The 25,157-nt window shown below is 69.2% G+C and carries 19 protein-coding genes; 9 read left to right on the top strand and 10 right to left on the bottom strand.

Annotated elements, in window-relative coordinates:
- Window positions 1–95: 95 nt before the first annotated feature.
- The 6 genes from ACM6JT_RS19240 to ACM6JT_RS19215 all read right to left on the bottom strand — a co-directional run bounded on the left by ACM6JT_RS19240 (window position 96) and on the right by ACM6JT_RS19215 (window position 6,647).
- On the bottom strand, window positions 96–1,250 hold the full coding sequence (locus ACM6JT_RS19240) for an acyl-CoA dehydrogenase family protein (RefSeq protein ID WP_414857072.1): 1,155 nt from the start codon (window positions 1,248–1,250) through the stop codon (window positions 96–98).
- 37 nt (window positions 1,251–1,287) lie between these two features.
- Complete coding sequence (locus ACM6JT_RS19235; protein ID WP_258284650.1) at window positions 1,288–2,610, bottom strand: MFS transporter; 1,323 nt, start codon at window positions 2,608–2,610, stop codon at window positions 1,288–1,290.
- Between the two features lie 10 nt (window positions 2,611–2,620).
- Window positions 2,621–3,673, bottom strand: coding sequence for a porin (locus ACM6JT_RS19230; RefSeq protein WP_414857071.1), 1,053 nt, complete (start codon window positions 3,671–3,673; stop codon window positions 2,621–2,623).
- A 91-nt stretch (window positions 3,674–3,764) separates the two neighbouring features.
- A complete protein-coding gene (locus ACM6JT_RS19225; protein WP_414857070.1) occupies window positions 3,765–4,565 on the bottom strand; it encodes an enoyl-CoA hydratase/isomerase family protein in 801 nt (266 codons plus the stop codon).
- Window positions 4,562–5,782, bottom strand: coding sequence for a CaiB/BaiF CoA transferase family protein (locus ACM6JT_RS19220; RefSeq protein ID WP_034181635.1), 1,221 nt, complete (start codon window positions 5,780–5,782; stop codon window positions 4,562–4,564). The genes ACM6JT_RS19225 and ACM6JT_RS19220 overlap by 4 nt, the downstream gene beginning before the upstream one ends.
- Window positions 5,783–5,864: 82 nt before the next feature.
- The gene (locus ACM6JT_RS19215; RefSeq protein ID WP_034181636.1) at window positions 5,865–6,647 is read right to left on the bottom strand and encodes a crotonase/enoyl-CoA hydratase family protein; all 783 of its coding nucleotides are present in this window, start codon (window positions 6,645–6,647) and stop codon (window positions 5,865–5,867) included.
- 135 nt (window positions 6,648–6,782) lie between these two features.
- On the opposite strand from ACM6JT_RS19215, the gene ACM6JT_RS19210 reads away from it, so the two are divergent.
- Both ACM6JT_RS19210 and ACM6JT_RS19205 read left to right on the top strand, forming a co-directional pair.
- Window positions 6,783–7,547 carry an IclR family transcriptional regulator gene (locus ACM6JT_RS19210; RefSeq protein ID WP_414857069.1) on the top strand — a complete coding sequence of 255 codons (765 nt, stop codon included), beginning with the start codon at window positions 6,783–6,785 and terminating at the stop codon, window positions 7,545–7,547.
- Between the two features lie 210 nt (window positions 7,548–7,757).
- Complete coding sequence (locus ACM6JT_RS19205; RefSeq protein WP_034181822.1) at window positions 7,758–8,810, top strand: CaiB/BaiF CoA transferase family protein; 1,053 nt, start codon at window positions 7,758–7,760, stop codon at window positions 8,808–8,810.
- Window positions 8,811–8,877: 67 nt separating this feature from the next.
- Here ACM6JT_RS19205 and ACM6JT_RS19200 read toward each other — a convergent pair whose 3' ends face one another.
- A complete protein-coding gene (locus ACM6JT_RS19200; RefSeq protein ID WP_034181638.1) occupies window positions 8,878–9,321 on the bottom strand; it encodes a PaaI family thioesterase in 444 nt (147 codons plus the stop codon).
- Between the two features lie 319 nt (window positions 9,322–9,640).
- Here ACM6JT_RS19200 and ACM6JT_RS19195 point away from each other — a divergent pair, with 319 nt between their 5' ends.
- Window positions 9,641–11,251 (top strand): methyl-accepting chemotaxis protein, encoded by a 1,611-nt coding sequence (locus ACM6JT_RS19195; RefSeq protein ID WP_414857068.1) that lies wholly within the window; start codon window positions 9,641–9,643, stop codon window positions 11,249–11,251.
- Here ACM6JT_RS19195 and ACM6JT_RS19190 read toward each other — a convergent pair.
- Window positions 11,224–12,333, bottom strand: a complete 1,110-nt coding sequence (locus tag ACM6JT_RS19190) for an AGE family epimerase/isomerase (RefSeq protein WP_414857067.1) — start codon at window positions 12,331–12,333, stop codon at window positions 11,224–11,226. The two genes, ACM6JT_RS19195 and ACM6JT_RS19190, sit on opposite strands and share 28 nt — an antisense overlap.
- A gap of 112 nt (window positions 12,334–12,445) precedes the next feature.
- Between ACM6JT_RS19190 and ACM6JT_RS19185 the strand changes: the two genes are divergently transcribed.
- The 4 genes from ACM6JT_RS19185 to ACM6JT_RS19170 all read left to right on the top strand — a co-directional run bounded on the left by ACM6JT_RS19185 (window position 12,446) and on the right by ACM6JT_RS19170 (window position 15,674).
- On the top strand, window positions 12,446–13,144 hold the full coding sequence (locus ACM6JT_RS19185; RefSeq protein ID WP_414857066.1) for an MgtC/SapB family protein: 699 nt from the start codon (window positions 12,446–12,448) through the stop codon (window positions 13,142–13,144).
- Between the two features lie 92 nt (window positions 13,145–13,236).
- Entirely contained in the window at window positions 13,237–14,664 is a 1,428-nt protein-coding gene (locus ACM6JT_RS19180; RefSeq protein WP_414857065.1) for a flagellar hook-length control protein FliK, read from the top strand.
- Between the two features lie 175 nt (window positions 14,665–14,839).
- Window positions 14,840–14,995 (top strand): hypothetical protein, encoded by a 156-nt coding sequence (locus ACM6JT_RS19175; protein WP_165948122.1) that lies wholly within the window; start codon window positions 14,840–14,842, stop codon window positions 14,993–14,995.
- A gap of 199 nt (window positions 14,996–15,194) precedes the next feature.
- Entirely contained in the window at window positions 15,195–15,674 is a 480-nt protein-coding gene (locus tag ACM6JT_RS19170; protein WP_105390546.1) for a GNAT family N-acetyltransferase, read from the top strand.
- A gap of 197 nt (window positions 15,675–15,871) precedes the next feature.
- Here the strand turns inward: ACM6JT_RS19170 and ACM6JT_RS19165 are convergent, their stop codons facing one another.
- Window positions 15,872–18,700: a heavy metal translocating P-type ATPase gene (locus ACM6JT_RS19165; RefSeq protein ID WP_414857064.1), complete on the bottom strand. Its 2,829-nt coding sequence runs from the start codon at window positions 18,698–18,700 to the stop codon at window positions 15,872–15,874.
- Window positions 18,701–18,879: 179 nt separating this feature from the next.
- Complete coding sequence (locus ACM6JT_RS19160) at window positions 18,880–19,203, bottom strand: type II toxin-antitoxin system HicB family antitoxin (protein ID WP_414857063.1); 324 nt, start codon at window positions 19,201–19,203, stop codon at window positions 18,880–18,882.
- Window positions 19,204–19,720: 517 nt separating this feature from the next.
- On the opposite strand from ACM6JT_RS19160, the gene ACM6JT_RS19155 reads away from it, so the two are divergent.
- Together ACM6JT_RS19155 and ACM6JT_RS19150 are read left to right on the top strand one after the other, a co-directional pair.
- Window positions 19,721–21,157 (top strand): DUF1254 domain-containing protein, encoded by a 1,437-nt coding sequence (locus ACM6JT_RS19155; protein WP_414857062.1) that lies wholly within the window; start codon window positions 19,721–19,723, stop codon window positions 21,155–21,157.
- 151 nt (window positions 21,158–21,308) lie between these two features.
- A complete protein-coding gene (locus ACM6JT_RS19150) occupies window positions 21,309–25,136 on the top strand; it encodes a DUF748 domain-containing protein (protein ID WP_414857061.1) in 3,828 nt (1,275 codons plus the stop codon).
- Window positions 25,137–25,157: the final 21 nt, after the last annotated feature.

Here is a 25,157-nt window from a genome sequence, read left to right as displayed (position 1 = left end):
GACATTGCCGCCGACGCGCAAGTTCCCGCGGCGGCGCCGACCGGCGCGACATCGTCGTCGTGATGCGTCGTGCGCGGCCCGCGCGGCGCGGATGCCTACAGCACGCTGCGTGCAACGACCCAGCGGTGCACCTCGCTCGGGCCCTCGAAGATGCGCATCAGCCGCGCTTCGCTCGCCATCTGCTGCAACGGCAGTTCCTTCGTCATGCCCATCGCGCCGAGCGTCTGCATCGCGTGATCGATGACGGTCCACGCCATTTCGGTCGCGAACACCTTGACCATCGAGATCTGCGTGCGCGCATCCTGCCCGGCATCCACCCGTGCAGCCGCTTCATAGGTCATCAGGCGGCACGCGTGGATGCGGGTCAGCGCATCGGCCACCCACCACTGGACGGCCTGGCGCTCCGCGAGCAGCACGCCGAACGTCGTGCGCTGCTTCGCGTATTCGCACAGCAGCGCGACCGCGCGCTCGGCGCGGCCGATGCACCAGGCCGCCATCTCCAGCCGCCGGTTCGACAGCCGCCCCTGCATCGGCACGAAGCCTTCGCCTTCGCGGCCGAGCAGTTGCGTGGCGGGAAGGCGGCAGTTTTCCAGCACGATCTCGTAGGTGGACAGCCCGCCGATCATCGGAATCCGGCGCTCGATGATGAAGCCCGGCGTATCGCGCTCGACGATGAAGGCCGAGATGCCGCCGCGCTTGCCCTTGCTGCGGTCCGTCAGCGCCATCACGATCGTCCAGTCGGCTTCGCTCGCGTGGCTGATCCAGATCTTGCGCCCGTTCAGCACCCAGCCGTCGCCGTCGCGCTCGGCAGTCGTCGACAGCGTGCTCGGGTCCGAGCCGGCACCTGGTTCGGAGATGGCCATCGCGGAGCGTGTGACGCCGCGCGCATAAGGGTCGAGATAGCGGGCGCGCTGCGCGTCGTCGGCGGAGTCGCACAGCATCCTCAGGTTCGGTGAATCGGGCGGCAGCACGTACGGCGTCACGGTCGTGCCGATCGCTTCGTTCACGCCGACCATCGCGACTGCCGACAGGTCCGAGCCGCCGGCGTCGAGCGGTGCATCGAGCCCCCACAGGCCGAGCTGCCGCGAGCGTTCGTCGAGCCGCGCGCGCTCGTCGGCGAGCAGCACGAAGCGCTGGCCGTCCGCCTCGCGCGCCATCACGGCCGTTTCGAGCGGAATCAGCTCGTCGTTCACGAAGCGCGCGACGAGGTCCTTGATCATCCGGTGTTCGAGTTCGAGTTCGAAATTCATGTGCGGATCAATGAGTGAGTGAAGGAAACCGGCGCGGTCAGCGCGCGGCTGGAAGCGGCGCCGCCCGCGCGCGCAGCGTGCCGAGCAGCGCCACGCAGCCGGCCGCGAGCAGCGCCGCGTTGAAATAGAGTCCGCCGCGCATCGACCCGGTGACCGTGTTGAGCACGCCCATCAGGAACGGGCTCGCGAACCCGCCGATCGCGCCGGACATCGTGATCGCCGCGATCGCGACCGCCATCGAGCGCTTGGGCAGCGCGAGCCCCGGCAGCACCCAGAACGCGGGCAGCGCCGCGGCGTGCGCGGCGACCGCGATGCAGAGCGCGATCATCAGGTGCGGCGTGCCGTCGACGCTCGCCAGCCCGGCGAGTGCCGCCGCGCAGGCGAGCATCGCGACCGCGCCGTGCCCGCGCCATTCGCGCCGGCGCTCGGTGCGCCAGCCCATTCCGAGCATGCCGACGATGCCGCACAGATAGGGCAGCGCGGACAGCAGCCCGATCTGCATCGCGCCATGCAGGCCGCCGCGATGCAGGATCACGGGCATCCAGAACACGAGCGCGTAGCCGGCGGCCGCGATCGCAAAATTGGCCGCGCACAGCAGCCAGAAATCGCGGTGCGCGAGCAGCGGCCGCGCCGCGTCCGCATCCGGCGTGCCGGCTTCGGCATGCGCGTGTGCGGCGCGCAGTGCGGCCTTGTCGGCATCCGACAGCCAGCGTGCGTCGTCCGGCCGGTCGTCGAGAAACCGCAGCGCGACGATGCCGATCGCGCTGCTCGGCAGCCCTTCCACGAGGAACAGCCATTGCCAGCCGCTCAGGCCGGCTGCGCCGTCGAAGAACGTGAGGATCGCGCCCGACACGGGCCCGGCGATGAGCCCCGCGAGGTACAGCGCCGTCATGAAGAGCGCGAACGCCTTCGCGCGCTGCTTCGGCGGATACCACGCGCCGAGATAGAACAGGATGCCGGGGAAGAAGCCGGCCTCGAACACGCCCAGCAGGAACCGGCACGCATAGAACTGCGCGGGCGTCGTGACGAACATCGTCGCGGCCGAGCCGAGCCCCCACAGCACCATGATTCGTGCGATCGTCCTGCGCGCGCCGATCCGCACGAGCAACGCGTTGCTCGGAATCTCGAATGCCATGTAGCCGATGAAGAAGATGCCCGCGCCGAGCCCATAGACGGCGTCGGAGAAGTGCAGTTCGGCGGCCATCTGCGCGTGCGCGAAGCCGATGTTGATCCGGTCGATGAACGACAGCGTGTAGCAGAGGATCAGGAACGGCAGCAGCCGGCGCGAGATCCGGCGGTAGAGCGCCCGCGTCGCGCCATCTTCGACGGCGGTCGGGTGGGTGGAAAGGGTCGGGGTCATGGGCACTCCGTCAGAAGCGGTGAACGATGCCGAGCGCGAACACCTGCTCGGTGCCGCCCGGTTGCGGCTGCAGGCCGGCGACGACCGTGTTGCGTGCGTTGCCGCCGTTCTTCAGGTAGAGATAGCGCGCGTAGAGCGAAGTCCGCTTCGACAGCGGATGGTCGTACCCGACGCCGAGCGCGGTCGCGTCGTTCGCCGAGCCTTTCACGTCGCGGCGCACGACCGACACGAGCACGCGATCGAGCGCGCCGACGTTGATCGATGCGCCGACGCTCGCGGTCGAGAACGCGGGCAGGTTCGGCGCCGTGCTGACGCCATGGAGAAACGCGGCGTACAGCTTGACGCGCGCGAACGCGTAGTTGGCCGCGAACACGTAATGGCGGGTCGTCGACGGGTAGACAGCGGGCGACAGGTTGCCGGCCGACACGTCGCCCTGGAAGCCCGCGCCGAGATAGAGCCCGCCGATCCGGTACTGAAGCCCGGCGCCATAGTTGCGTCCGGCCTGCGTGGACAGCGCGTTCGGCGTCGGAAAGCCGTACGTGGCCATCACGCGCAGGCCGTTCCGGTCGGGGCCGAGATACGACGCCGCCTGGTTGAAGCGCGGAATCGGCGGCGTCGTGTTGCTCGTGATCGTGTCCGTCGACGTCGCGAGCAGCGCGAGCGGCGACATTCGCTCGTTGAGTCCGAACGGATCGCCGTCGTACACGACGTAGAACGCAGGCGTGTATTGCCGGCCGAGCCGGAGGTCGCCGTAGCGGGTGCTCTGCAGCGACACGTATGCCTGCCGGTAGAACAGCGTGCCGCCCTGGAACGATCCGTCGGCAGGCGAGAAGCCGCTTTCCAGCACGAACTTCGTCGACGTGCCGCCGCCGAGATCCTCGACGCCCGTCAGCCCGATGCGGCTGGTCGCCGATCCGCCGCCGCTCTGCCGCACGCTCGACAGGCTGCCGATGCGATCGAATTCGACGTAGCTGTCGACGATCCCGTACAGCGTGACCGACGACGCTTGCGCCGGCGACGCGCACAGCACGCAGGCGCCGACCAGGAATGCTTTCCGTTGCATGAAGGTGTCTCCGTTCCATGTCTTTTTTTTTGCGCGCCCGCGTTCTGGGAGCGGTTGCGCGCGTCGTGTCGCCCGTTGTGCCGCGTCGGGCTCAGCGGCCCTTGAATACCGGCTTGCGCTTCTCGAGAAACGCGCGGGCGCCTTCGATCCGGTCCTCGCTCGCATAGACGTCGGGGCCGACGTCCAGCCGCAGCGCCGCGGCAACCGGCAAGCCCTGGCTGCGTGTCGCGGTTTCCTTGATGCGGCGGATCGTGAGCGGCGCGTTCGCGGCGATCGTCAGCGCCAGTTCGCGCACCGTGTCGTCGAGCGCGGCGCCGGGTACGACGCGGTTCAGCAACCCGGCGCGCTGCGCTTCGTCCGCGTCGAAGCGGCGGCCCGTGAACAGCAGCTCCATCGCGACGGCGCGCGGCAGCATGCGCGGCAGCAGCACGCTCGCGAAGTTCGCGCCCATGCCGACCCGCGCTTCGGGCAGCGCGAAATACGCGTGATCGGCGGCGATCCGCAGATCGCAGGCGAGCGCGATTTCAAAGCCGCCGCCGACGGCGAAGCCGTTGATGGCCGCGATGGTCGGCTTGCGCAGCTCCAGGATCAGCTCGTGCACGTTGCGTGCGAGCCCGCGCATCGGCCGCATCCCGCGCATCTCGGGATCGCCGAGATCGATGCCCGCGCTGAAGGCGCGTTCGCCGGCACCGCGGATGACGATGACGCGAATCGCCGGGTTGTCGTCGAGCGTGACCAGTTCGTCGCACAGGCGCCGGATCGCTTCGGCGGACAATGCGTTGGCGACGTGCGGGCGATGGATCGTCAACCATGCGATGCCGTCGTCGTCGTTGCGCAGGATCGACGGGGCGTCGTCGCCCGTCAGCGAAGAAAACGTGCTCGACGTGGTCATGACGTGCTCCCGGTCGCGGTTGCGCGCGTGTCGTGGAGCACGCCCGCCTGCCGCAACGCATCCCGACGGGCCGCGTCGATGCCGAACGCATCGAGCACGGCGTCGGTGTCGGCGGCGAACGGCCGGGGCGGCCGGCGTATCGATCCGGGTGTGCGGGAGAGTTTGGCCGGGATGCCCGCGCCGGTGTACGCATCGGTATTGACGAACATCGCGTTGCGCGCCGCCTGCGGATGACCGAATGCATCGGCCACGGTGTTGACCGGCCCCGTCGCGACGCCCGCGTGCAGCAGCCGTTCGACGACGTCGTCGGCGCTCAGTTCGGCGGTCAGTTGCCCGAGCAGCGTATCGAGCGCGTCGCGATGCGCGACGCGCTGCGCGTTGGTCGCGAACCGCGGATCGCGCGCAAGTTCGGGCACGCCGAGCGCTTCGACGAGCCGCGCGAACGTGCGGTTGTTGCCGGCGCCCGTCGCCACCGGCTTGTCCTTGCACGGATAGACGCCGTACGGTGCGATCGCGCCATACACGTTGCCGGTCGCGACGGGAACGTCACCGGTTGCCATCCAGCTCGTGCTGACCGGGTGCAGCATCGACAGTGCGGTGCTGAACAGGTCGATGTCGACGTGCTGCCCGAGACCGGAGCGCGTCCGTTCGACCAGCGCGAGCAGGATGCTCGACACGGCGCTCAGGCCGGCCGCGAAATCGACGACCGGAAACGGCACCTTGAGCGGCATGCCGCCCGGTTCGCCGTTGATCGACATGAAGCCGGCCAGCCCTTGCGCGACGGCGTCGTAGCCCGGAAACCGCGCGAGCGGGCCGTCGGTGCCGTATCCGGAGATCGAACAATGCACGAGGCGCGGGAAGCGTTCGCGCAGGCAGTCCTCGTATCCGATGCCCCAGCGTTCGAGCGTGCCCTGCTTGAAGTTGTCGACCAGCACGTCGGCCGTCTCGAGCAGGCGGAACAGCACGTCGCGTCCGTCGGGATGCGACAGGTCGAGCGCGAGATTGCGCTTGTTGCGGTTGAGCCCCCAGTAGTAGCTGGAGATGCCGCCCGGCATCGCGGGCCCCCAGTCGCGCGTCTCGTCGCCTTGCGGCGGTTCGATCTTGATGACGTCCGCGCCGTGGTCCGCGAGCGTCTGCGCGCAGAACGGCCCCGCATAAACGCGGCTCAGGTCCACCACGCGCACGCCCGCGAGCGCGCCTTCGTTGTTGCTGGTCATGACGATGTTTCCTTCGATGTGGGATTCGATGGTCCGGCATGCCGGCACGCGCCGGCCGCACGGCGTTCGACGTGCCGCCGGTTCAGCCGCGCGCGGCGAACAGCGCGTTCACCGCCGCGCGATGTTCGGGTGTGGCGTGCGCGAACGCCTGGTACGAGGCCGACAGGTCGAGCAGCGTGTCGAGGCTCGCGTGCCGGCCTTCGCGCAGCAGCCGCTTGGTCAGGCGCAACGCGGTGCCCGAGTGGCGGGCGATGCGGCCGGCCAGTTCGTGCGCGTGCGCGAGGAGGTCGCCGTCGGGAACGACGCGCGACACGAGCCCGCAGCGCAGCGCCGCCTGTGCGTCCAGCGCGTCGCCCGTGAACGACATTTCCGCGGCGACGGCGGCGCCGACGATCTGCGGCAGGAACCACGCGCCGCCGTCGCCCGGCACGAGGCCGAGCGTGATGAAGCTCTCGGCGAAGCGTGCGCTGTCGGCGGCAATGCGGATGTCGCACATGCATGCGAGATCGGTGCCGGCGCCGATGGCCGGGCCGTTGACCGCCGCGATGGCCGGCACTTCGAGCTGCTGGAACGCGTGCGCCACGCGCTGTATGCCGCGGCGATAGCTCGTCCGGATCGCCGCGAGATCGTGCGGGTCCGATTCGATGAACGCGCGCATCGTCTTCACGTTGCCGCCCGACGAAAACGCCGCGCCGGCGCCGGTCAGGATCAGCACGCGGATCGATTCGTCGCGGTTCGCGTCGTCGCAGCATTCGGTCAGCGCGTCGATCGCATCGGTGTCCGAAATGGCGTTGCGGGTTTCGGGACGGTTCATCGTGACGGTCAGGATCGGTCCCTGCCGTTCGCGGATCAGAAAGGCTGCCATGGTGTCTCCGTGAGTTCTGTGCCGCGGGACTTCACGCCGCGGGTCGAAGCCTAGTATCGTCACGACGGTTGGCGGCGGGAAATTCCATTCCACATATGTGGAAGGCCCCGTCCCGGTTGCGTGCGGAGAGGCGGGATGAGCGGAAACGTGGTCAAGAGCGCGGCGCGCGTGTTCGAGGTGCTGGAACTCTTCAGCACATTGCAGCGGCCGCTGAGCGTGCGCGAGATCGCCACGCGCTGCGGCTATCCGGGGTCGAGCGCGGCGGCGCTGCTGACCAGCATGAAGGCGCTCGGCTATCTCGCGTACGACGACGCGACGCACGCCTATGCGCCCACCGCGCGGCTCGTCAATCTCGGCGAAGCGCTCGTCGATTCGGCGGCAGGCAGCCGGCGACACTGGCACGCCGTCGCGATGCGACTGGCGGCCCGCACGCACGAGGCGGTCGTGATCGCGGTGCAGAGCGATCTGTACGTGCAGTACATCGACGCGGTCGCGGGCTCCCATAGGATTCCGATCCAGTTCTATGCGCCGATCGGCACGCGCCGCGAGATCTGCATGTCGAGCCTCGGCTGGGCGCTGCTGAGCATCCAGCCGGACAGCACGATCCGCCGGCTCGTGGCGCGCAGCATCCGGCGGTTCGGGAAGTCGGGCAGGACGATCGACGAGGACATCGTGCTGGACAAGGTCGAGCAGACGCGCCGGATCGGCTATTCATATTCGGCGCATACGGTGACGCAGGGCGCCGCGATGGTCTCGATGGTGATCGCGGACGGCTGGAACGGTCTGCCGCTGGCGATGGGCGTGGCCGGGCCCGTCGAGCGGATCGACGCGCATCGCGACGCGATCGTGCGGGCGATGCGGGAAGCGCTGGCCGAGCGCGCCGACGAGGCGGCCGGCTAGCCGCGCGAGGCCGGCCCGTGCGCCGGGCCTTGCCGGCATCGGGCGAGTGCCGGTGCCTGACGGCGATCGAGGGCGAGCGATGGCGATGCGGCCGGGACATCGATCCGTGTATCGGCCCGGCCATCGTTCGTGCCGTGCCCGTTGCACGCATTCGCATAGAATCGATGCGTTTCCTTGCCCCTGTCCCGGTTGCATTTCAGCGAGGTCGCAATGCCATTGAACGCGCCGCTTGCCGGCATCCACATCGTCGAATTCGAAGGTCTCGGCCCCGGCCCGCTCGCGGGCTGGATGCTCGCCGGGATGGGCGCGCGGATCACGCTGATCGCGCGGCCATCCGGCCGCACGAGCGCGCCGGACGCGCTGCGGGGCCGCGACGGCGACCTGCTGCGCGAAGGCAAGGCGATCGTCGAGCTCGATTTGAAGGCGGCGGCCGGCCGCGACGCCGCGCTCGAACTGATCGCGCAGGCCGATGCGCTGATCGAGGGGCTGCGGCCCGGCGTGATGGAGCGGCTCGGCCTCGGGCCCGAAGATTGCGCACGCCGCAACCCGAAGCTCGTGTACGGGCGGATGACCGGCTGGGGCCAGCACGGCCCGCTCGCGGCCGCGGCCGGGCACGACCTGAACTATGTCGCGCTGACGGGGCTGCTGTCGCTATCGGCACCGAACGACGGCAGGCCGGGCCTGCCGCCGACCGTCGTCGGCGATGCGGGCGGCGCGCTCGGGCTCGCGTTCGGGATCGTCTGCGCGCTGTTCGACGTGCGCGGCGGCGGGCCGGGGCGCGTGGTCGACGGCGCGATCGTCGACATCGTGTCGATGCTCGGTTCGCTCGCGCTGTGGGCGCGTGCGAACGGGCAGCTCGACGGCGCGCAGCCGAGCCTCTTTCATGACGCGCCGTTCTACGACGTGTATCGCTGCGCGGACGGCGAATGCGTGACGATCGGCGCGCTCGAGCCGCCGTTCTATGCGCTGCTGGTCGAACGGCTCGGGCTGACCGACGTCGATCCGGCGTCGCAGTACGACCGCGCGCGCTGGCCCGCGCTGAAGGCGCGTTTCGCCGACGTGTTCGCGCAGCAGCCGTCCGCGCACTGGCGCGCGCTGCTGGAGGGCACCGACGCGTGTTTCGCGCCGGTATTGAGCGTGGCCGACGCGGCGCGGCATCCGCACAACGCGGCGCGCGGGATCTATCGGACCGACGAGAACGGCAACGTGCGGGCGCGCGTGGCGCCGCGGTTTCTGCCGCTGACGGCAGACGACGCGGGTTAGCGGCGCGGAGGCGCGCCGTTGCGCGGTATCGGATGCCGACCGCTCGGGCCGTGTTCAGGCGGTTTCATCAGGCCGTTTCTTCAGGCGTATCCGGCATCTTGCCGTCGCCGACGCGGTTGATCGTGCCTTGCGCGATCGCGACGAGCCGCTCGTGATCGCCGTCGATGACGAACACATGACACTGGCAGGTTGCCTGGTGCCGGCCCGCGTAGACGAGCTTCGCGCGGGCGACGAGCGTGCCGTTCACGGCCGGCCGCAGGTAGTTGATCTTGTATTCGGCCGTGATCACGCGCGGGCCGAGCACGAGCGCGCCGGCGAACGTCAGCGCGTTGTCGGCGAGATAGCTGATGACGCCGCCGTGCACGAAACCGTGCTGCTGCCGCAGCTCGTCGCGCACGTGCAGGCACAGCGACACCTCGTTGTCGCCGATATGCATCAGCTCCGTGCCCAGCAGCATGCTGAACGGTTGCGCACGCAATGCGCCGCGCGCGTGGTCCGTGATGTCGGTCATCGCCTTCCCTCGAAATGAGTGCCCGCTTGCGCTGAACTCTAGGAAGGGGGCTGAGGATAAGCAAGGAAATTCGTCCGCGATTCCTGCAATTGCCGGCGCGATGTGACGCGATTATTGCGTCGAATGCAGGAGATGTTCTTGTTTGCGGGCGATTCGACGGGAATGCGCGAGCGAAGCGCGTCACTGGCTCGCGTTGCTGGCCGCACCTTGCCGGCCGCACCTTGCCGGCCGCACCTGAGTACCCGCTCCTAAAGTCCGACGAAGAAATGCCGCTAATGCCGGGGCATTGCCTCATCGTCCGCTCTCCAGGAATCTCCCCATGTTCGGAAAAATCAAGCTCGCGTCGGGTCTGCTCGGCGTGTTGACCGTGTTTTGCCTCTTCCTGTTCGCGATCGAAGCGCTCGGCTTCCGGGCGCTCGCGTCGACGCGCAGCGGCGTCGACGATCTGTCGAACGTCGCGATCGCGCAGGTCAACGCGGCCAACCAGGCGACCGAGCACCTGCTCGACGCGCGCATCAACCTGTCGCGCGCCGGCACGCGGATGGTGCGCGGCGGCCCGAAGCCGGAGGACATCATCCGCCATGCCGGCGCTTCGCTTGCCGACGCGGACAAGGCGTTCGCCGCGCTGACGGCCGCGCAGCCGGTCGACGACACGAACCGCACGCGCGTCGCGGCGCTCGCGGAGCGCTATCGCGCGCTGCGCGGCGCGCTTGGCGAACTCGTGCAGTTCCTCGACGCCGACAACATCCAGGCCTTCCTCGACCAGCCGACGCAAGGCATCCAGGATGCCTACATCGCCGAACTGCATCGCTTCGCCGAATACGGCAGCGCATCGAGCCGCACGGCGCTCGACACGATCGACGGCGGCATACTCTGGTTCAAGTCGGTCGGCATCGCGCTGCTGGTGGCGATGCTCGCGGCGAGCGCGGCGATCTACGCAGCCGCGCGGCGCGCGGTCGTCGCGCCGCTGGATGAAGCGGGCCGCCATTTCGAGCGGATCGCGCAGGGCCGGCTGGACGAAGCCGTGCGGGCGGGCGGCGTATTCGAGATCGACCGGATGCTGCGCGGCCTCGCCGCGATGCAGACGAGCATCGCGGGCACCGTGCGCACGGTGCGCCACGCGTCCGATGCGATCCACCTCGGCGCGGGCGAGATCGCGGGGGGCAACGCCGACCTGTCGGCGCGCACGGGCACGCAGGCCGCATCGCTCGAGGAAACGGCCGCGAGCATGGAGGAATTGACGGCGACCGTCCGGCAGAACACCGACAGCGCACGCGCGGCCAGCGCGCTGGCCGACGCGGCGCTCGAAGCGACGAGCCACGGCGGCGGCGTGGTCGACAGCGTGATCGACCGGATGCGCGGCATCGCGCAGAGTTCGGGGCGGATCGCGGAGATCATCTCGGTGATCGACGGCATCGCATTCCAGACCAACATCCTCGCGCTGAACGCCGCGGTCGAGGCCGCGCGGGCCGGCGAACAGGGGCGCGGCTTCGCGGTCGTCGCGGGCGAAGTGCGCTCGCTCGCGCAGCGCAGCGCGCAATCGGCGAAGGAGATCAAGGTGCTGATCGAGGATTCGGTCGCGCAGATCAACGGCGGCGCGGAACTCGTCGAGCGCGCCGGCGATGCGATGCGGACGGTGTCGGCATCGATCACGCGCGTCGTGCAGACGATGTCCGAGATCACGGCCGCGTCGGTCGAGCAGAGCGTCGGGATCGAGCAGGTGAACCAGGCCGTCACGCAGATGGATCAGCTAACGCAGCAGAACGCGGCGCTGGTGGAGCAAGTCGCGGCGGCGGCCGCGTCGCTGAACGACCAGACCGCGCACCTGATGCAGGCGGTGTCGGTGTTCGAACTCGGCGATGCGCGCGGCGAACGCGCGGCGCCGTCGTTTGCCGACGCGGGTTACGAACCGGCCGGCAGCGCCGCGTAGGCGGTCGCGAGATGGTAGGGCGTCGTCGACGGCATGTCGGCGCGCGACACCTGCCCGTCCGCCGTCTTGCACTCGAACCAGCCGCGCGGATGCAGGAAGCGCGCGGCGAAGCGCTCGATCTGCCGCGCGAGCGGCGCGGACGCCGGCGTGCCGCCGTGCGTCGCGAGCGCGCGCAGGTACTCGGTCTGCGCCCAGATCCGCTGCGTGCCGTCGATGCACGCGCCTTGCGCGTCGAGCGCCGCGCAGACGCCGCCCGTCTGCGCATCGACGCCGTATTGCTCCGCGAACGTGAACGCGCGCGACAGCGCGTCGGGGAGCCCGGTCTGCGCGAGCCGTGCGCCGGCCGCATCGACCAGATAGAACCACTCGAATTGATGGCCGGGCTCGAAACGGTTGTCGGCCGCCCCGAGCGGCAGCTCGGCCACGCAGCCGGTTGTCACGTCGACGAACGTGCGCTCGACGGCCTGCGCGGTGCGTGCGAGCGCATCGTCGAACGCCGCGTCGCCGAAGGCGTCGGCGGCCGCGAGCCACGCTTCGGTCAGGTGCATCAGCGGATTCTGCAGCGCGCCGCTGCCGGATGACGAGAAATCGGCGTGGCGCGCCGCATCGAGCAGCGCGTCGCCGTGGCGCGGCGGGAAGCGGTCCTGGATCAGCGCAGCGGTTTCTTCGGCCACCGCGCGCGCGGCGGCGTCGCCCGACGCCGCATGCCATGCGGCGCACGCGAACACGATGAACGCATGCGTATAGAGATCCTTGGTGGTATCGAGCGGCGCGCCCTGTGCGTCGACGCTGTAGATCCAGCCGCCGTGGCGCGTGTCGCGGAAGCGGCTGCACAGCGCGTCGAACAGCGTGGCCGCGTGTGCTGTGTCGCCGGCCTGCGCGAACACGAACAGTTGCCGCGCGCAGGCCATTGCGCGATAACGGGTGACGGGCAGCGGCGCGTGGGTGGCCGGATCGACGGCCTCGAACGGCAGCCGCAACGTGTGGTCGAACCCGGAACCCCGCCAGATCGGCAAGACGACGTGCGCGAAATGGTGGCGCAGCTGGGCGGCCTGGGCGGAAGCGGAGTCGGAAACGGACATGACGGGGTTGAGCGCTTGGTTCGAAACGTGTCGGCGCGGCCCGGATCGGCGCGGCCGGGGCCAAGGATAAAACATTCCGCGCGGCCGGCACCAGAAAAAGGAGATAAATCGGATGCTCAGCAACCTGGAACTCGTGATGCGGCTCGTTCTCGCGGCGGCGCTCGGCAGCGTCATCGGCTTCGAGCGCGAGCGCCTGTCGTGGGCGGCCGGCCTGCGCACGCACATGCTCGTGTGCGTTGGCTCGACGCTGATCATGATCGTGTCGGCGTTCGGTTTCGCCGACGTGCTCGGCAGCAGCGAGCACATCGTGCTCGATCCGTCGCGGATCGCCGCGCAGGTCGTGTCGGGTATCGGCTTCCTCGGCGCGGGCTCGATCCTGCTGCGCGGCGAGATCGTGCGCGGGCTGACGACGGCCGCGAGCCTGTGGTCGGTCGCCGCGATCGGCCTCGCGGTGGGCGGCGGGCTCTATGTCGCGTCGATTTCGGCGACGATCATCATCCTGATCATCCTGGCCGGCATCAAGCCGCTGGAGCGGCGCTATTTCACGGTGCGCCAGCGGCGCCAGCTTGCGCTGACGGTGGTGAGCGGCGCGCTGACATTCGATTCGCTGCACGCGGCGCTCGGCCCCGACAGCGCGCGCGTGAAGCAGTTCATCGTGCAGCGCGCCGACGACACGGGCGAGCACGACGAGGTGCGCATCGCGCTCGCGCGGGTGTCGGAACTCGAATACCGGGCGATCTGCGACAAGCTGCGCGCGATGCGGGGCGTCACGCGTTTCGAAGAAGGGAACGGGTTGTCGGGCGACGAATAGGCTGAATCGGTTGCGGGGCGTGCGACAATGGCCGGCCACCGATTCCGTTCGACTTCCGGTTCCGCGCTCGCGGGCCCCGCAATCCGATCTCCATGACCGAATCCGTTTCCACGCCTCGCTCCCGTTCCCGTTCCAATCGTTCGTCGGCCCGTTCCCGCCTGCGCTCGGCGGCTGCCGCGGGCAGCGCGTCCGCGAGGGCGACGTCGCGGCCCGGCAGCGCGCCGACCGGCGATGCGTCGCGGGACGAACTGACGCTCGACCTGTTCGGCGATCCGGTGCTCGAGCCGGGCGAGCGGGTGCCGGTCACGGCGCGCGACGAAGCGGCTGCGGAAGCCGAAGCGGCGGCCGGTGTCGCGGACGATGCGGCCGCCGGGCGGCAGGCCTCGCTGGACGGGTTCAGCGCGCCGGAGGCTGCGAGTGCGGCGGGACATGCGGAAGCTGACGGCGCGGTGAAGCCGGAAGTCGCGGTGGCGGTTGACGGTGTTTCGGCGCCTGAAGGCGGCGCTACTGTGAAAGCGGACGGTGTGACTGCGGCTGATGGCGTTGCGATGAAGGTCGACGATGTGCCTGCGGCCGATGGCGTTGCAGCGAAGGCAGCCGATGTGCATGCGGCCGATGGCGTTGCAACGAAGGCGGCCGATTTGTCTGTGGCCGATGGCGCAACAGTGACGGCAACCGGACTGCAAGCGGCAGATGTCGCCGCGGCAAAGACGGCCGATCGGCAAGCGGCTGATGGCGAAGGCGCGAAAGCTGCTGTCGAAGCGGCGGCCAGCGTCGCGGCCGTCAAATCCCGCGAAGGGCGATCTTCCGGTGACGCAGTGAAGGAGCGCCGCTCGTCGTCGGGCGGCAAACGCCGGGCGGCTGCCGGCGCAAGCGACGCGACGCCGGTGCAATCCGCGCCGGTTGCGACGAGCGTCGACAAGGCGCCGGACGCGACCGGATCGAACCCGGCGCCGGACGCCGCTTCGACAGTCGAGCCGCAGACGCCGGCGCAACCGGTCGAGCCGGCGACCCCCGCGACCCCCGCGAACATCCGTGACGCTGCCCCGACCCACGCCTCGCCGTTGCCGGTCACGCAGCCTGTCGCTTCGGCCGCGTCCTTCGTGACGAAGCCGTCGTCGGAACGCACGCAGCCGGCAGCGCCGGCCTTCGATCCTGACACGCACCTGCGTCCGCTGACCGACCGGCTCGCCGCGTTGCAGGCCGACATGGACGGTTTGACGCGCGCGGCCGATCGCGAGATGCGCCGCGTCAACCGCCTGTTGCTGGCGCTGGCCGTCGTCGTGCTGGCGGGGCTCGTCGCGCTGATGCTGCAAACGCGGCAGATCGCGCACCTGAAGCAGGACGCGGCCGCCAAGCAGCAGCGGATCGATCGCCTGGCGGCCGATCTGTCGACGCAGCAGGCGACGTTGTTGACGCTCGAGGAGCACCACGAAGCGCTCCTGTCGCAGGTCGACCGGCTTCAGCGCAATGCGAACCGCGACGCGGCCGTCGCGAAGCGTGCCCGCCGCACGCGCTGATCGTTCCGACCCTATCCTGGAAGCCCGACGGGGCAAGGATCGCCGTTCCGCGCCTGCGATCGGTGGCGGCGCGCGTGCGGCAAACTGATGCGGTGTACTGGCAGAGTTCAGGGAAAACCCTTAGAATGGAGTCCGTCTAAGGGAAAACCCTAGACACAACCGTCAGGAGTCTCACATGAGCTTCATCCTTGCCCTGCTGCAAAAGATCGACGACCTGTTCGTATCGCCGCACCTGCCGCTCGACGCGGAATACTCGTACGCTGCACGTCATGTCGAAGCCGAGCGCGTGCGCCGTGCGCATCTCGTGCCGATCGTCCTGTATCGTCGCTGATTCGCTGATTCGCTGATTCGCTGATTCGCTGATTCGCTGATTCGCTGATTCGCTGATTCGCTGATTCGCTGATTCGCTGATTCGCTGATTCAGCGCGGCGCCTGCCGTACCTGCCTGCCCGCTTTCCGCCGCCGCATCGCGCGCCGGCGCGACGGTCCCGCTACACTGGAAGTCTGATTCCCTTCACGGCGACCGGGCCATGCTGCAGATGCGGCCGATGACGGCCGGCGAATTCCACGCGTACCGCACGCGAGCCATCGACGGCTACGCGCGCGATCTCGTTTCATCCGGACAAAATGCTGTCGAAGACGCGGCCGATCGTGCGCGCGCCTGTTTCGACACGCTGCTGCCGGACGGCCTGCGGACATCCGGCCAGACACTCGTCATGCTCATCGACGGCGCCACCGGCGACGCGGTGGGCGACCTCTGGTACGCGATCGTGCCCGAAGGGCCGAACCGAACGCTGTTCATCTACGATCTCGACATCGTCCCGTCCCGGCGCCGCCAGGGCTGGGCCACGCGCGCGCTCGATGCGCTCGATGCCGAGGCGCGCCGGTACGGCATCACCGAGATCGGGCTGTCGGTGTTCAATCACAACACGGCGGCCCGCGCGTTGTATCGTGCGTGCGGCTTTGCGCCGATCACGACGACATTGATCAAGCCGGTTATCCCGGGCTGAATCCGCTGGCCCGCGCTGCGTCGTCACGTGCGACCGATTCCACACACGCCGCTGACGGCCGACGCAAACCGCCCTCCCGATCCTTTCTGTTCGCCAAACGCCAAACGCCAAACGCCAAACGCCAAACGCCAAACGCCAAACGCCAAACGCCAAACGCCAAACGCCAAACGCCCATTCGGCTAGTTCACCAGCACGCCTCAGCGCGCCCGCCCTTTCCATCTCCGCAGCAGCAGTGCGTTGGTCACGACGCTGACGCTGGAAAACGCCATCGCCGCGCCCGCGATCACGGGGTTCAGCAAGCCGAGCGCCGCGAGCGGCACGCCGACCAGGTTGTAGACGAACGCCCAGAAGAGGTTCTGCTGGATCTTCCGGTACGTGCGTTTGGAGATGTCGATCGCGTCGGCGACGAGCGCCGGATCGCCGCGCATCAGCGTGATGCCGGCCGTGTGCATCGCGACGTCCGTGCCGGTCGCCATCGCGATGCCGACATCGGCCGCGGCGAGCGCGGGCGCATCGTTGATCCCGTCGCCGACCATCGCGACGATCCCGCCGTGCGTGCGCTTCAGTTCGGCGACGACGCGCGCCTTGTCGTCGGGCAGCACCTGCGCATGCACTTCGCCGATGCCGAGCGCCGCCGCGACGGCCGCCGCGCTGCCGCGGTTGTCGCCCGTCACGAGCACGCTCGCGACGCCTCGCGCCGACAGCGCCGCGATCGCGGCGCGGGCGCCCGGCTTCACGGTGTCGCCGAACGCGATCAGCGCGAGCAGCGCGCGCGGCGCATCGGTGCGCATCAGCCACGAGATCGTGTTGCCCGCGCGTTCGAGCTCGGCCGCGCGAGCGTCGAGCGCCGGCGGCACTGCCAGGCCGAGCTCGTCGCGCCAGCGCGTGCTGCCGAGCGCGAGCAACTGCCCGCCGACACGCGCTTCCACGCCGCGTCCGGCCACCGCGCGCGCATCGGCTGCGACGGCCGACGGCGCTGCAGCACCGTGCGAGGCCACGTCCGCATCGTGCGCGGCGACCACGGCGCGAGCGAGCGGATGGTCGCTCTGGCGCTGCACCGCCGCCGCGAGCGCGAGCGCTTCGTCGCGCGGCATGCCGACGGCTTCGAACGCCGTCACGGACGGCTTGCCTTCGGTCAGCGTGCCGGTCTTGTCGAACGCGATCACGGTGGCGCGCTGCGCGAGCTCGAGCGCCTGCGCGTCCTTGATCAGCACGCCGTGCCGGGCCGCGACGCCCGTGCCGGCCATGATCGCGGCGGGCGTCGCGAGGCCGAGCGCGCACGGGCACGCGATGACGAGCACCGCGACCGCGTTGAGGATCGCGGTTTCCGTCCCGGCGCCGGCGATCAGCCAGCCGACCAGCGTCAGCAGCGCGATACCGAGGATTGCCGGTACGAACACTTCGCTGACGCGATCGACGAGCCGCTGGATCGGCGCCTTCTCGGCCTGCGCGGATTCGACGAGGCGGATGATGCGTGCGAGCGTCGTCTCTGCGCCGATCGCGGTGGTTTCGACGACGAGCGCGCCTTCGCCGTTGATCGAGCCGGCCGTGACGGCGTCGCCGTCGTCCTTCGGCACGGGCAGGCTTTCGCCGGTGATCAGCGATTCGTCGATATGCGAGCGGCCCGACACGATCCGGCCGTCGACCGGCACGCGTTCGCCGGGGCGGATGCTGACGTTCGTGCCGACGCGCACCTGCGACAGCGGCACGTCGCGTTCGACACCGTGCTCGACGACGCGCGCACGGTCGGGACGCAGCGCGTTCAGTGCGCGGATCGCCTCGGTGGTCTGGCGCTTCGCGCGCGATTCGAGCCATTTGCCGAAGCGCACGAGCGTGACGATGACGGCCGACGCCTCGAAATACAGGTGGCCGGGATGCGCGGGATCGCGCAGCAGCATCCACAGGCTCAGCCCGTACGCGGCCGACGTGCCGAGCGCGACGAGCAGGTCCATGTTGCCGGCGCGCGCCTTCACCGCATGCCAGGCCGCGCGGTAGAAGCGCGCGCCGAAGCCGAACTGCACGATCGACGCGAGCGCGAGCTGGAGCCAGCCGGGCAGCATCAGGTCGATGCCGAACGGCGCGACGAGCATCGGCGCGACGAGCGGCGCGCTCAGCACGGCCGACCAGATCACGAGGTTGCGTTCGCGAACCGCTTCGCGGCGCTTGCGGGCGTCGGGATCTTGCGCGGGGCTGGCCGGTTGCGCGTCTGCGCCGGGCGTTGCATCGGCCGACGGCGCGGCGGCGAGCGATGCGCGGTAGCCGGCCGTCGTGACCGCCGCGATCAGCGTGGCGGCGTCGAGTGCGCCGGCGCCGTGCACCGACGCGCGCTCGGTTGCAAGGTTGACCGATGCGCGTGCGACGCCCGGCACGGCGGCCAGCGCCTTTTCGACGTGGCCGGCGCAGGATGCGCAGGTCATGCCGCCGATGTCGAGTTCGAGATCGGTGGAGGCGGCGGATTCTGCCGGCCGGACGGCGATGGCGGCGGCGCCGGCGACCGGCGTCGCGCCATAGCCGGCCTGTTTTACGGCTTCGACGAGCCGCGCGGCGGAAACGTCGGTCGCGGCATCGACCGTGGCGCGTTCGGTCGCCAGGTTGACCGACGCCCGCGTGACACCCGGCACCTTCGCCAGTGCCTTTTCGACGCGCGACACGCACGACGCGCAGGTCATCCCGTCTATTTCGAGTTCGATCGTGGCCGCAGCCGCAGGAAGCACAGCCGCCGAAACGGGCGGCGTTTCGTCGCGCAGCCCATGCGCCGCAGGCGCGGTCGCGACGGCTTCGACCGCCGCTTCACGCACGGCCGCGCGGTAGCCGGCCTCACCGACCGCGTCGACGAGCCGGCCGGGTTCGACCGATTCCTGCGCGGTCACCGTCGCCGTATGCGCGTCGAGATCGACCGCCGCATCGACGACGCCCGGCACGGCGGCCAGCGCGCGCTGCACGCGGCCCGTGCAGCCGCCGCAATGCATGCCGTCGACGCTCAGTTCGATGGTTTGCAGCGCTGCGGAGGCAAGTGGTTCAGTCATGTCGGATTCCCCAAAAGCGCGGTTCGTGCCGCGAATGATCCCAGTATCAACATTCCCATGATGGGAAGGTCAAGGGGGCGACGCTTTCGATGCGCACCGGTTGTTACGGCCCGGAAAAGCCAACGCCCGGTTTCCAGACGGGCAGCCGGGCGGTCATGCATTTGCGCTCGATTGCGCGATCAGGCGCAGAGCTTGGCGCTAGCGAGACGATTCAGGCTGACGCCTTGTTCGGCGGCCTGGATCACCAGCGCGCGGTGCGCCTGCGGAGGGATGCGAACTTTGAATTCACCGCTGTAGGTTCGATCGGCGATCGGCTCGGGCACCTTCTCTCCGCTCGCGGCCATGTCGCGCACGACATCGGCGACGAGCCGGCGAATGCCGGCCAGCGCGCCTTCCGGCGTTTCGTCGAGCCATGAAAGAGACGGGAACTCCGCGCAGAGGCCGACGTGCTCCCCGTCCTCCGGGGACCACGTTACGCGGTACGTAAAGTGGTCTTGGGTCATGATTTCTGTTCCTTCAGTCGATCGATCGCGTCGAGAACCTGCCGCACCTGATACGCCTTCGCTTTCCCGCGATCATTCTGGATATTCAGTCGTGGATCGCCTTGCCACGGTGTCTTGAGGTGGCATGGCTTGAACCGGATTGGCGGGCTCGCGCCTCATTTGCTCGAGGATCTTCCATTCGCTTGCCGTAACGGATGGTGTCAATAATGGCACCATCCGTCAATCCGAACCGCGGGCCTCTCTGCCCCGGGATCGTTCCAGCACGTGTCGGCGTCGCTTCGATACCTCCATTTTTTTGGCGAATCGCGCGAAATGTTTCGAATTCGTCGACAGTGCGATTACCGTTCCGCCCTCTATTCGGCATATTGGGGGATGCCCTTAGGCGCTATGATACCGGCCTGATACCAGCGCCCACCGTAGCGAGACGGTCATGCGGGCAAGCTGACGTGCCTTGTTTTCGCCGTTCGCGAGTCGAACAAGGCGTTGACTGAAAAGAACGATATTCGGCCAGTAATCGATGATTGAAAACCAACGAGAATCAGTTTCTCTGCGGCGCGCGTGCGCGTCGCTGGCCATGGCGGCGTTGCTTGCGGGATGCGCATCGCAACCCGATGCGATCCAGCGGAAAACCGGCTGGATGCGCGCGGAAGTCGCCGACTCCTATATCTATGCGTATCCGCTCGTGCTGATGGACGTCGCGAAGGAAGCGGCGACGGGCGGCGACGGCGCGCAACCGGGGCAGGCGCCGCTCAACACGCTGCGCCACGCGCAGGCGCTGCCGCCGGTCGGCGCGGTCAATCCGCCGCTGCCGGGCGTCGACACGCTCGACTCGACCGGCTGGCTCGACGTCGCCGCCGAACCCGTGATCGTCACGCTGCCCGATACGCGCGGCCGCTACTGGGACGCGCGCGCGCTCGACATGTGGACGAACGTGCTGTGGTCGTCGTCGAGCGTGCCGGCACGCGGTGCCCGCAGCGCCGCGCGATCGCAAACGATTGCCTTTGCCGCGAAGGACTGGCAGGGCACGCTGCCGAAGGGCGTGCAGCGCGTCGACGTGCCGTCGGGCAATGCGTGGCTCGAAGTGCGGCTGCAGACGAGCGGCGGGCGCGATCTCACGAACGTGAAGAAGCTGCAGCGTGCGATCCGCGTGTTGCCGCTGTCCGTTTACACGGGCGCCGCGCGCGGCGCGTCGGTCGCGGTCCATGCGGGCAGCGCGCCGTCCGAGGCGGTGGGCGGCGGCACGCCGGCCGAGCAGGTGGCCGCGCTCGACCCGAAGGCGTTCTTCGCGCGCTTCGCGCAGGCGCTGCAGGACAACCCGCCGCCGGCCGACGACGCGCACGCGCAGGAATTGCTCGGCGACATCGGCGTGTCGGCCGGCTACCCGGTGCTGTGGACGGGCGACCGCCTCGCGGCCGCGACGGCGGGTGTCACCGAGGCGCGCGCGCGGCTCGCGACGCCGCCGTCGAACCTGCTGAACGCGAACGGCTGGAGCTGGATCGGCGACACGGCCGGCAAGTACGGCCAGGATTACGCGCTGCGCGCGTACGCGGCCTACACGCAGTTCGGCGCCGCGACGCGCGACGACGAAACGCTCGCGGTCGTCCGCGTGGACAGCGACGGCCATGCGCTGAACGGCGCGAACCGCTACGTGCTGCATTTCGCGCCGGGCGCGCTGCCGCCGGCGCGCGCGTTCTGGACGCTCACGCCCTACACGACGAACGGCGCGCTGCCCGACCTCGGCGCGGCGCGCCGCTCGCTCGGCGATCGCGACCGGCTGCGCCGTAACCACGACGGCTCGATCGACATCGTCGTGTCGGCGTCGCCGGGCGGCGCGTATGCGGGCAACTGGCTGCCGGCGCCGCGCACCGATTTCGCGCTCGCGTTGCGCCTGTACGCGCCGAAGCCGCAGGCGAGCGACGGCTCGTGGATGCCGCCCGTCGTCGTCCGGAAATGAACGGATGACCGGCGCCGTTGCCCGACCCGCGGTCGCGGCGGCGGCGCCCGACCTCCGTACCGTTACCTCCTGAGCCTATACTTTCGGGATAGCGTGCGCGGCCGCCCGGTTTTCCGGTGCGGCCCGGCATCCATTCCCGAGATATTCAAGCATGGCAAGCGCAGACAAAGAAACCGTATCCTCGACCCTCCATGCCCTCGGCGGCGTTGCACGCTCGCGCCGGACCCGGCGTATCGGCATCGGCGTACTGATCTTCCTCGTTTTATTCGGACTGCTGGGGTTCTTCGCGGCGCCGCCGCTGATCCGCCATGTCGCCGAACAGCAGTTGAGCAAGCAGCTCGACCGGCCGGCCACGATCCAGCGCATCGCGCTGAACCCGTACACGCTGAATCTCGAAGCCGACGGCATCCGCCTCGGCGAGCGCGGCGGCCAGGGCGACTTCATCGACATCGGCAAGCTCGTCGTGAGGCCGTCGTGGTCGTCGCTGTTCCGCGGCGCGCCGATCGTCAACGAAATCCGCGTCGATTCGCCGCGCTTTCACATCGTCCGCTACGACGCGCAGCGCTTCAATTTCACCGACCTGATCGAGAAGTTCTCGACGCCGTCCAAACCTGAAAGCAAGCCGACGCAGTTCTCGGTGTCGAACATCCAGGTGAACGACGGCCGGATCGATTTCGACGATCGCCTGCTGAACGAAAAGCACGTCGTCGACAACTGGATGCTCGGCATTCCGTATATCGCGACGCTGGCGTCGAAGACCGACATCTTCGTCGAACCGAAGCTGCGCATGCGTTTCGACGGTAGCCCGATCGCGATCGACGGCAGGACCAAGCCGTTCGCGCAGTCGCGCGAGTCGGAGATCGCGCTGAAGTTCGACCGTCTCGACGTGCCGAAGCTGATCTCGTACGTGCCGGCGAAGCTGCCGGTGGCCGTGACGAGCGGCCTGCTGAGCAGCAACCTCACGGTCAATTTCGTGATGAGCGGCGAGAAGCCCGCGCTGCGTGTATCGGGCACCGTCGACCTGAACGACGCAAAGGTGACGGACCACGCGTCCGCACCGCTGTTCGCCGCGCGCGGCGTGCACGTCGCGGCGGCCAGCCTCGAGCCGCTGCGCAATGCGATGCACTTCGACGAGATCCGGATCGACCAGCCGGTGGTCGACCTGTCGCGCGACAAGCAGGGCGTGCTGAACGTCGAGAAGCTCGCCGCGCAACCGGGCGCCGCACCGAAGGCCGAAGCCGGCAAGCCGGCGGCGTCGGGGGCCGCGGCCGCTTCCGGAATCGCCGCCGCGGCAGCCAGCGGTGCGAAAGCTGAAACCGCCACCGCGGCAGCCAGCGGCGCGAAGGCCGAAACCGCCGCTGCCGCTGCCGCGAAGGAGCCGCCGCCGCTCGACCTGACGATCCGTCATTTCGCGATCGACGGCGGCACGGTCAACGTCGACGACCGCGTGCCGGCGACGCCGACCGCGCTGTCGCTGACGAAGCTCGCCGCGACGCTCGACGGTTTCTCGCTGCAGGGCAAGACGCCCGCGAAGTACACGCTGTCGACGTCGCTGTCGCGCGGCGGCGACGTGACGGCCGAAGGCGCCTTCAATCTCGCGGCGAAGCAGGCCGGCACGAAGCTGACGGTCGCCGCGCTCGCGCTACCGGCGCTGCAGCCGTACCTCGGCGAGGCGACGCGCGCGCGCGTGCTCGACGGCACGCTCGGCGCGACCGTCAACGCACAGGCCGACTGGGGCAAGACGCCGCTCGCCGCGCAGGTCGCCGACAGCACGGTGAGCCTGAAATCGCTGAAGATCGCGACGCCCGACGCCAAGGCGCCCGCGATCGTGCTGCCCGACGCGAGCGCGAAGATCACGAAGGTCGACGTCGCCGCGCGCACCGCGGAGATCGCGAGCGTCGACGCGAGCGGGCTCGCGCTCGACGTGCAGCGCCTGAAGGACGGCAAGATCGATCTCGCGGCGCTGGCCGAACCCGCGCAGGCATCGGTGCCGAAGCGCACGGTCGCGCGCAAGGCCGAGGCCGCCGCGCCGTCGTGGCACTACCGGATCGACGCGCTGAACGTGAAGGATTCGTCCGCGAACTTCACCGACCTGTCGACGCCGCGCCCGGTGAAGCTGGCGATCAAGCCGCTGGAACTGTCGGTGCAGAAGTTGAGCGACGACCTGACCAAGCCGCTGCCGGTGCAACTGAAGGCGACGCTGAACCGCAAGGGCTCGCTGAACGTCGCGGGCGACGTGACCGCGCAGCCGCTGAAGCTCGGCCTGAAGATCGACGGCAACCGCCTCGACGCGGCTGCGTTCGAGCCGTATTTCGGCAGCGTGCTGAACACGACGATTGCGAGCGCGCTGCTCAACGCGAAGGGCAACCTGACGTTCGCGCAGGTGAAGGACACGCCGCGCGCCACCTATCGCGGCGACGTCGCGCTCGTCGACGTGCGGATGCTCGACAAGGCGACGTCCGACCCGTTCGCGGGCTGGCGCTCGCTCGCGCTGTCGAACCTGAAGGCGAACTACGACGAGAAGGGCACCGACGTCGACGCCGCGCGCGTGACGTTCTCGAACTTCTACGGCCGCGTGCTGCTCGATGCGCAGGGGCGCCTGAACCTGAAGGACGTCGTCGCGAAGGAGTCGGGCCCCGCGCAGTCGCTGACGCGCGACGCAAGCAAGGGCGAGCCGGTGCCGCTGTCGCCGCAGGCCGCATCGGCGCCGGCCGTCGCGCAGGCAGCCTCGGCTGCACCGGCCGCGTCCGCGCCGGCGGTCGTGAAGGCCGCACAGCCGCCGCAGCACCCGGTGCGAATGCATTTCGGCGAACTGCTGCTGCAGAACGGCCGCGTCACGTACACCGACAACTTCATCAAGCCGAACTACACGGCGAACCTGATCGCGATCAAGGGCACGGTCGGCGCGTTCGGCACGGATTCGACGACGTCCGCGCCGGTCGATGTCGCCGCGAACCTGGCGGGCAACGGACCGATCTCGATCAAGGGCTCGGTGAACCCGCTGATCGAGAAACCCGCGCTCGACCTCACGGCGACCGCGCACGACATCGAGCTGACCAACCTGACGCCGTATTCGGCGAAGTACGCCGGCTATCCGATCACGAAGGGCAAGCTCAACGTCGACCTGCACTACCAGCTCGCGAACGACCAGTTGACGGCGAACAACCACATCTTCATCGACCAGCTCACGTTCGGCGACCACGTCGAAAACGACACGGCGACGAAGCTGCCGGTGAAGCTCGCGATCTCGCTGCTGAAGAACACGCGCGGCCAGATCGACGTGAACCTGCCGGTGTCGGGTTCGCTGTCGAATCCGGAGTTCAGCATCGGCGGGCTGATCTGGCACGCGGTGCTGAACCTGATCGCGAAGGCCGTCACGTCGCCGTTCACGCTGCTCGCGAATGCGTTCGGCGGCAGCGGCGAGGATCTCGGCTACGTCGAGTTCGCGCCGGGCACGTACGCGCTGACCGATGCGCAGCAGCAGAAGCTCGACACCGTCGTGAAGATGCTGACCGAGAAGCCGTCGATCCGCCTCGACCTGATCGGCCGCGTCGATCCGGCGAAGGACACGCCGGGGCTGCGCGACGCGTATGTCGACCGGCTGGTTCGCCAGCAGAAGCTGAAGGACGTGGTCGGCCAGGGCGAGAGCATCGATCCGATGTCGGTGAAGGTCGAGCCGGCCGAATATTCCAAATACCTGACGCGCGCGTACAAGGCCGCCGACTTCAAGAAGCCGCGCAACCTGGTCGGCCTGCAGAAGACGCTGCCCGATGCGGACATGAAGCAGGCGCTGGCCGATCACGCACCGGCCGACGACAACGCGCTGCGTGCGCTCGCGCAGCAGCGCGCGCAGGCCGTGCGCCAGTACCTCGAAGGAAAGATCGATTCGAGCCGCGTGTTCGTCGTCGCACCGAAGCTCGATGCGAAGGGCATCGAGGACAAGGGCGCGACGACCCGCGTCGACTTCGGGCTCCAGTAAGCCGTCGCTTCATCCGCTGCC

The sequence above is a fragment of the Burkholderia sp. IT-111MI5 genome (assembly GCF_949752865.1).
In the GTDB taxonomy this organism is placed as follows: domain Bacteria; phylum Pseudomonadota; class Gammaproteobacteria; order Burkholderiales; family Burkholderiaceae; genus Burkholderia; species Burkholderia pyrrocinia_C.
Note: the sequence above shows the minus strand (reverse complement) of the source record. Positions and strands in the feature narration are given on the sequence as shown.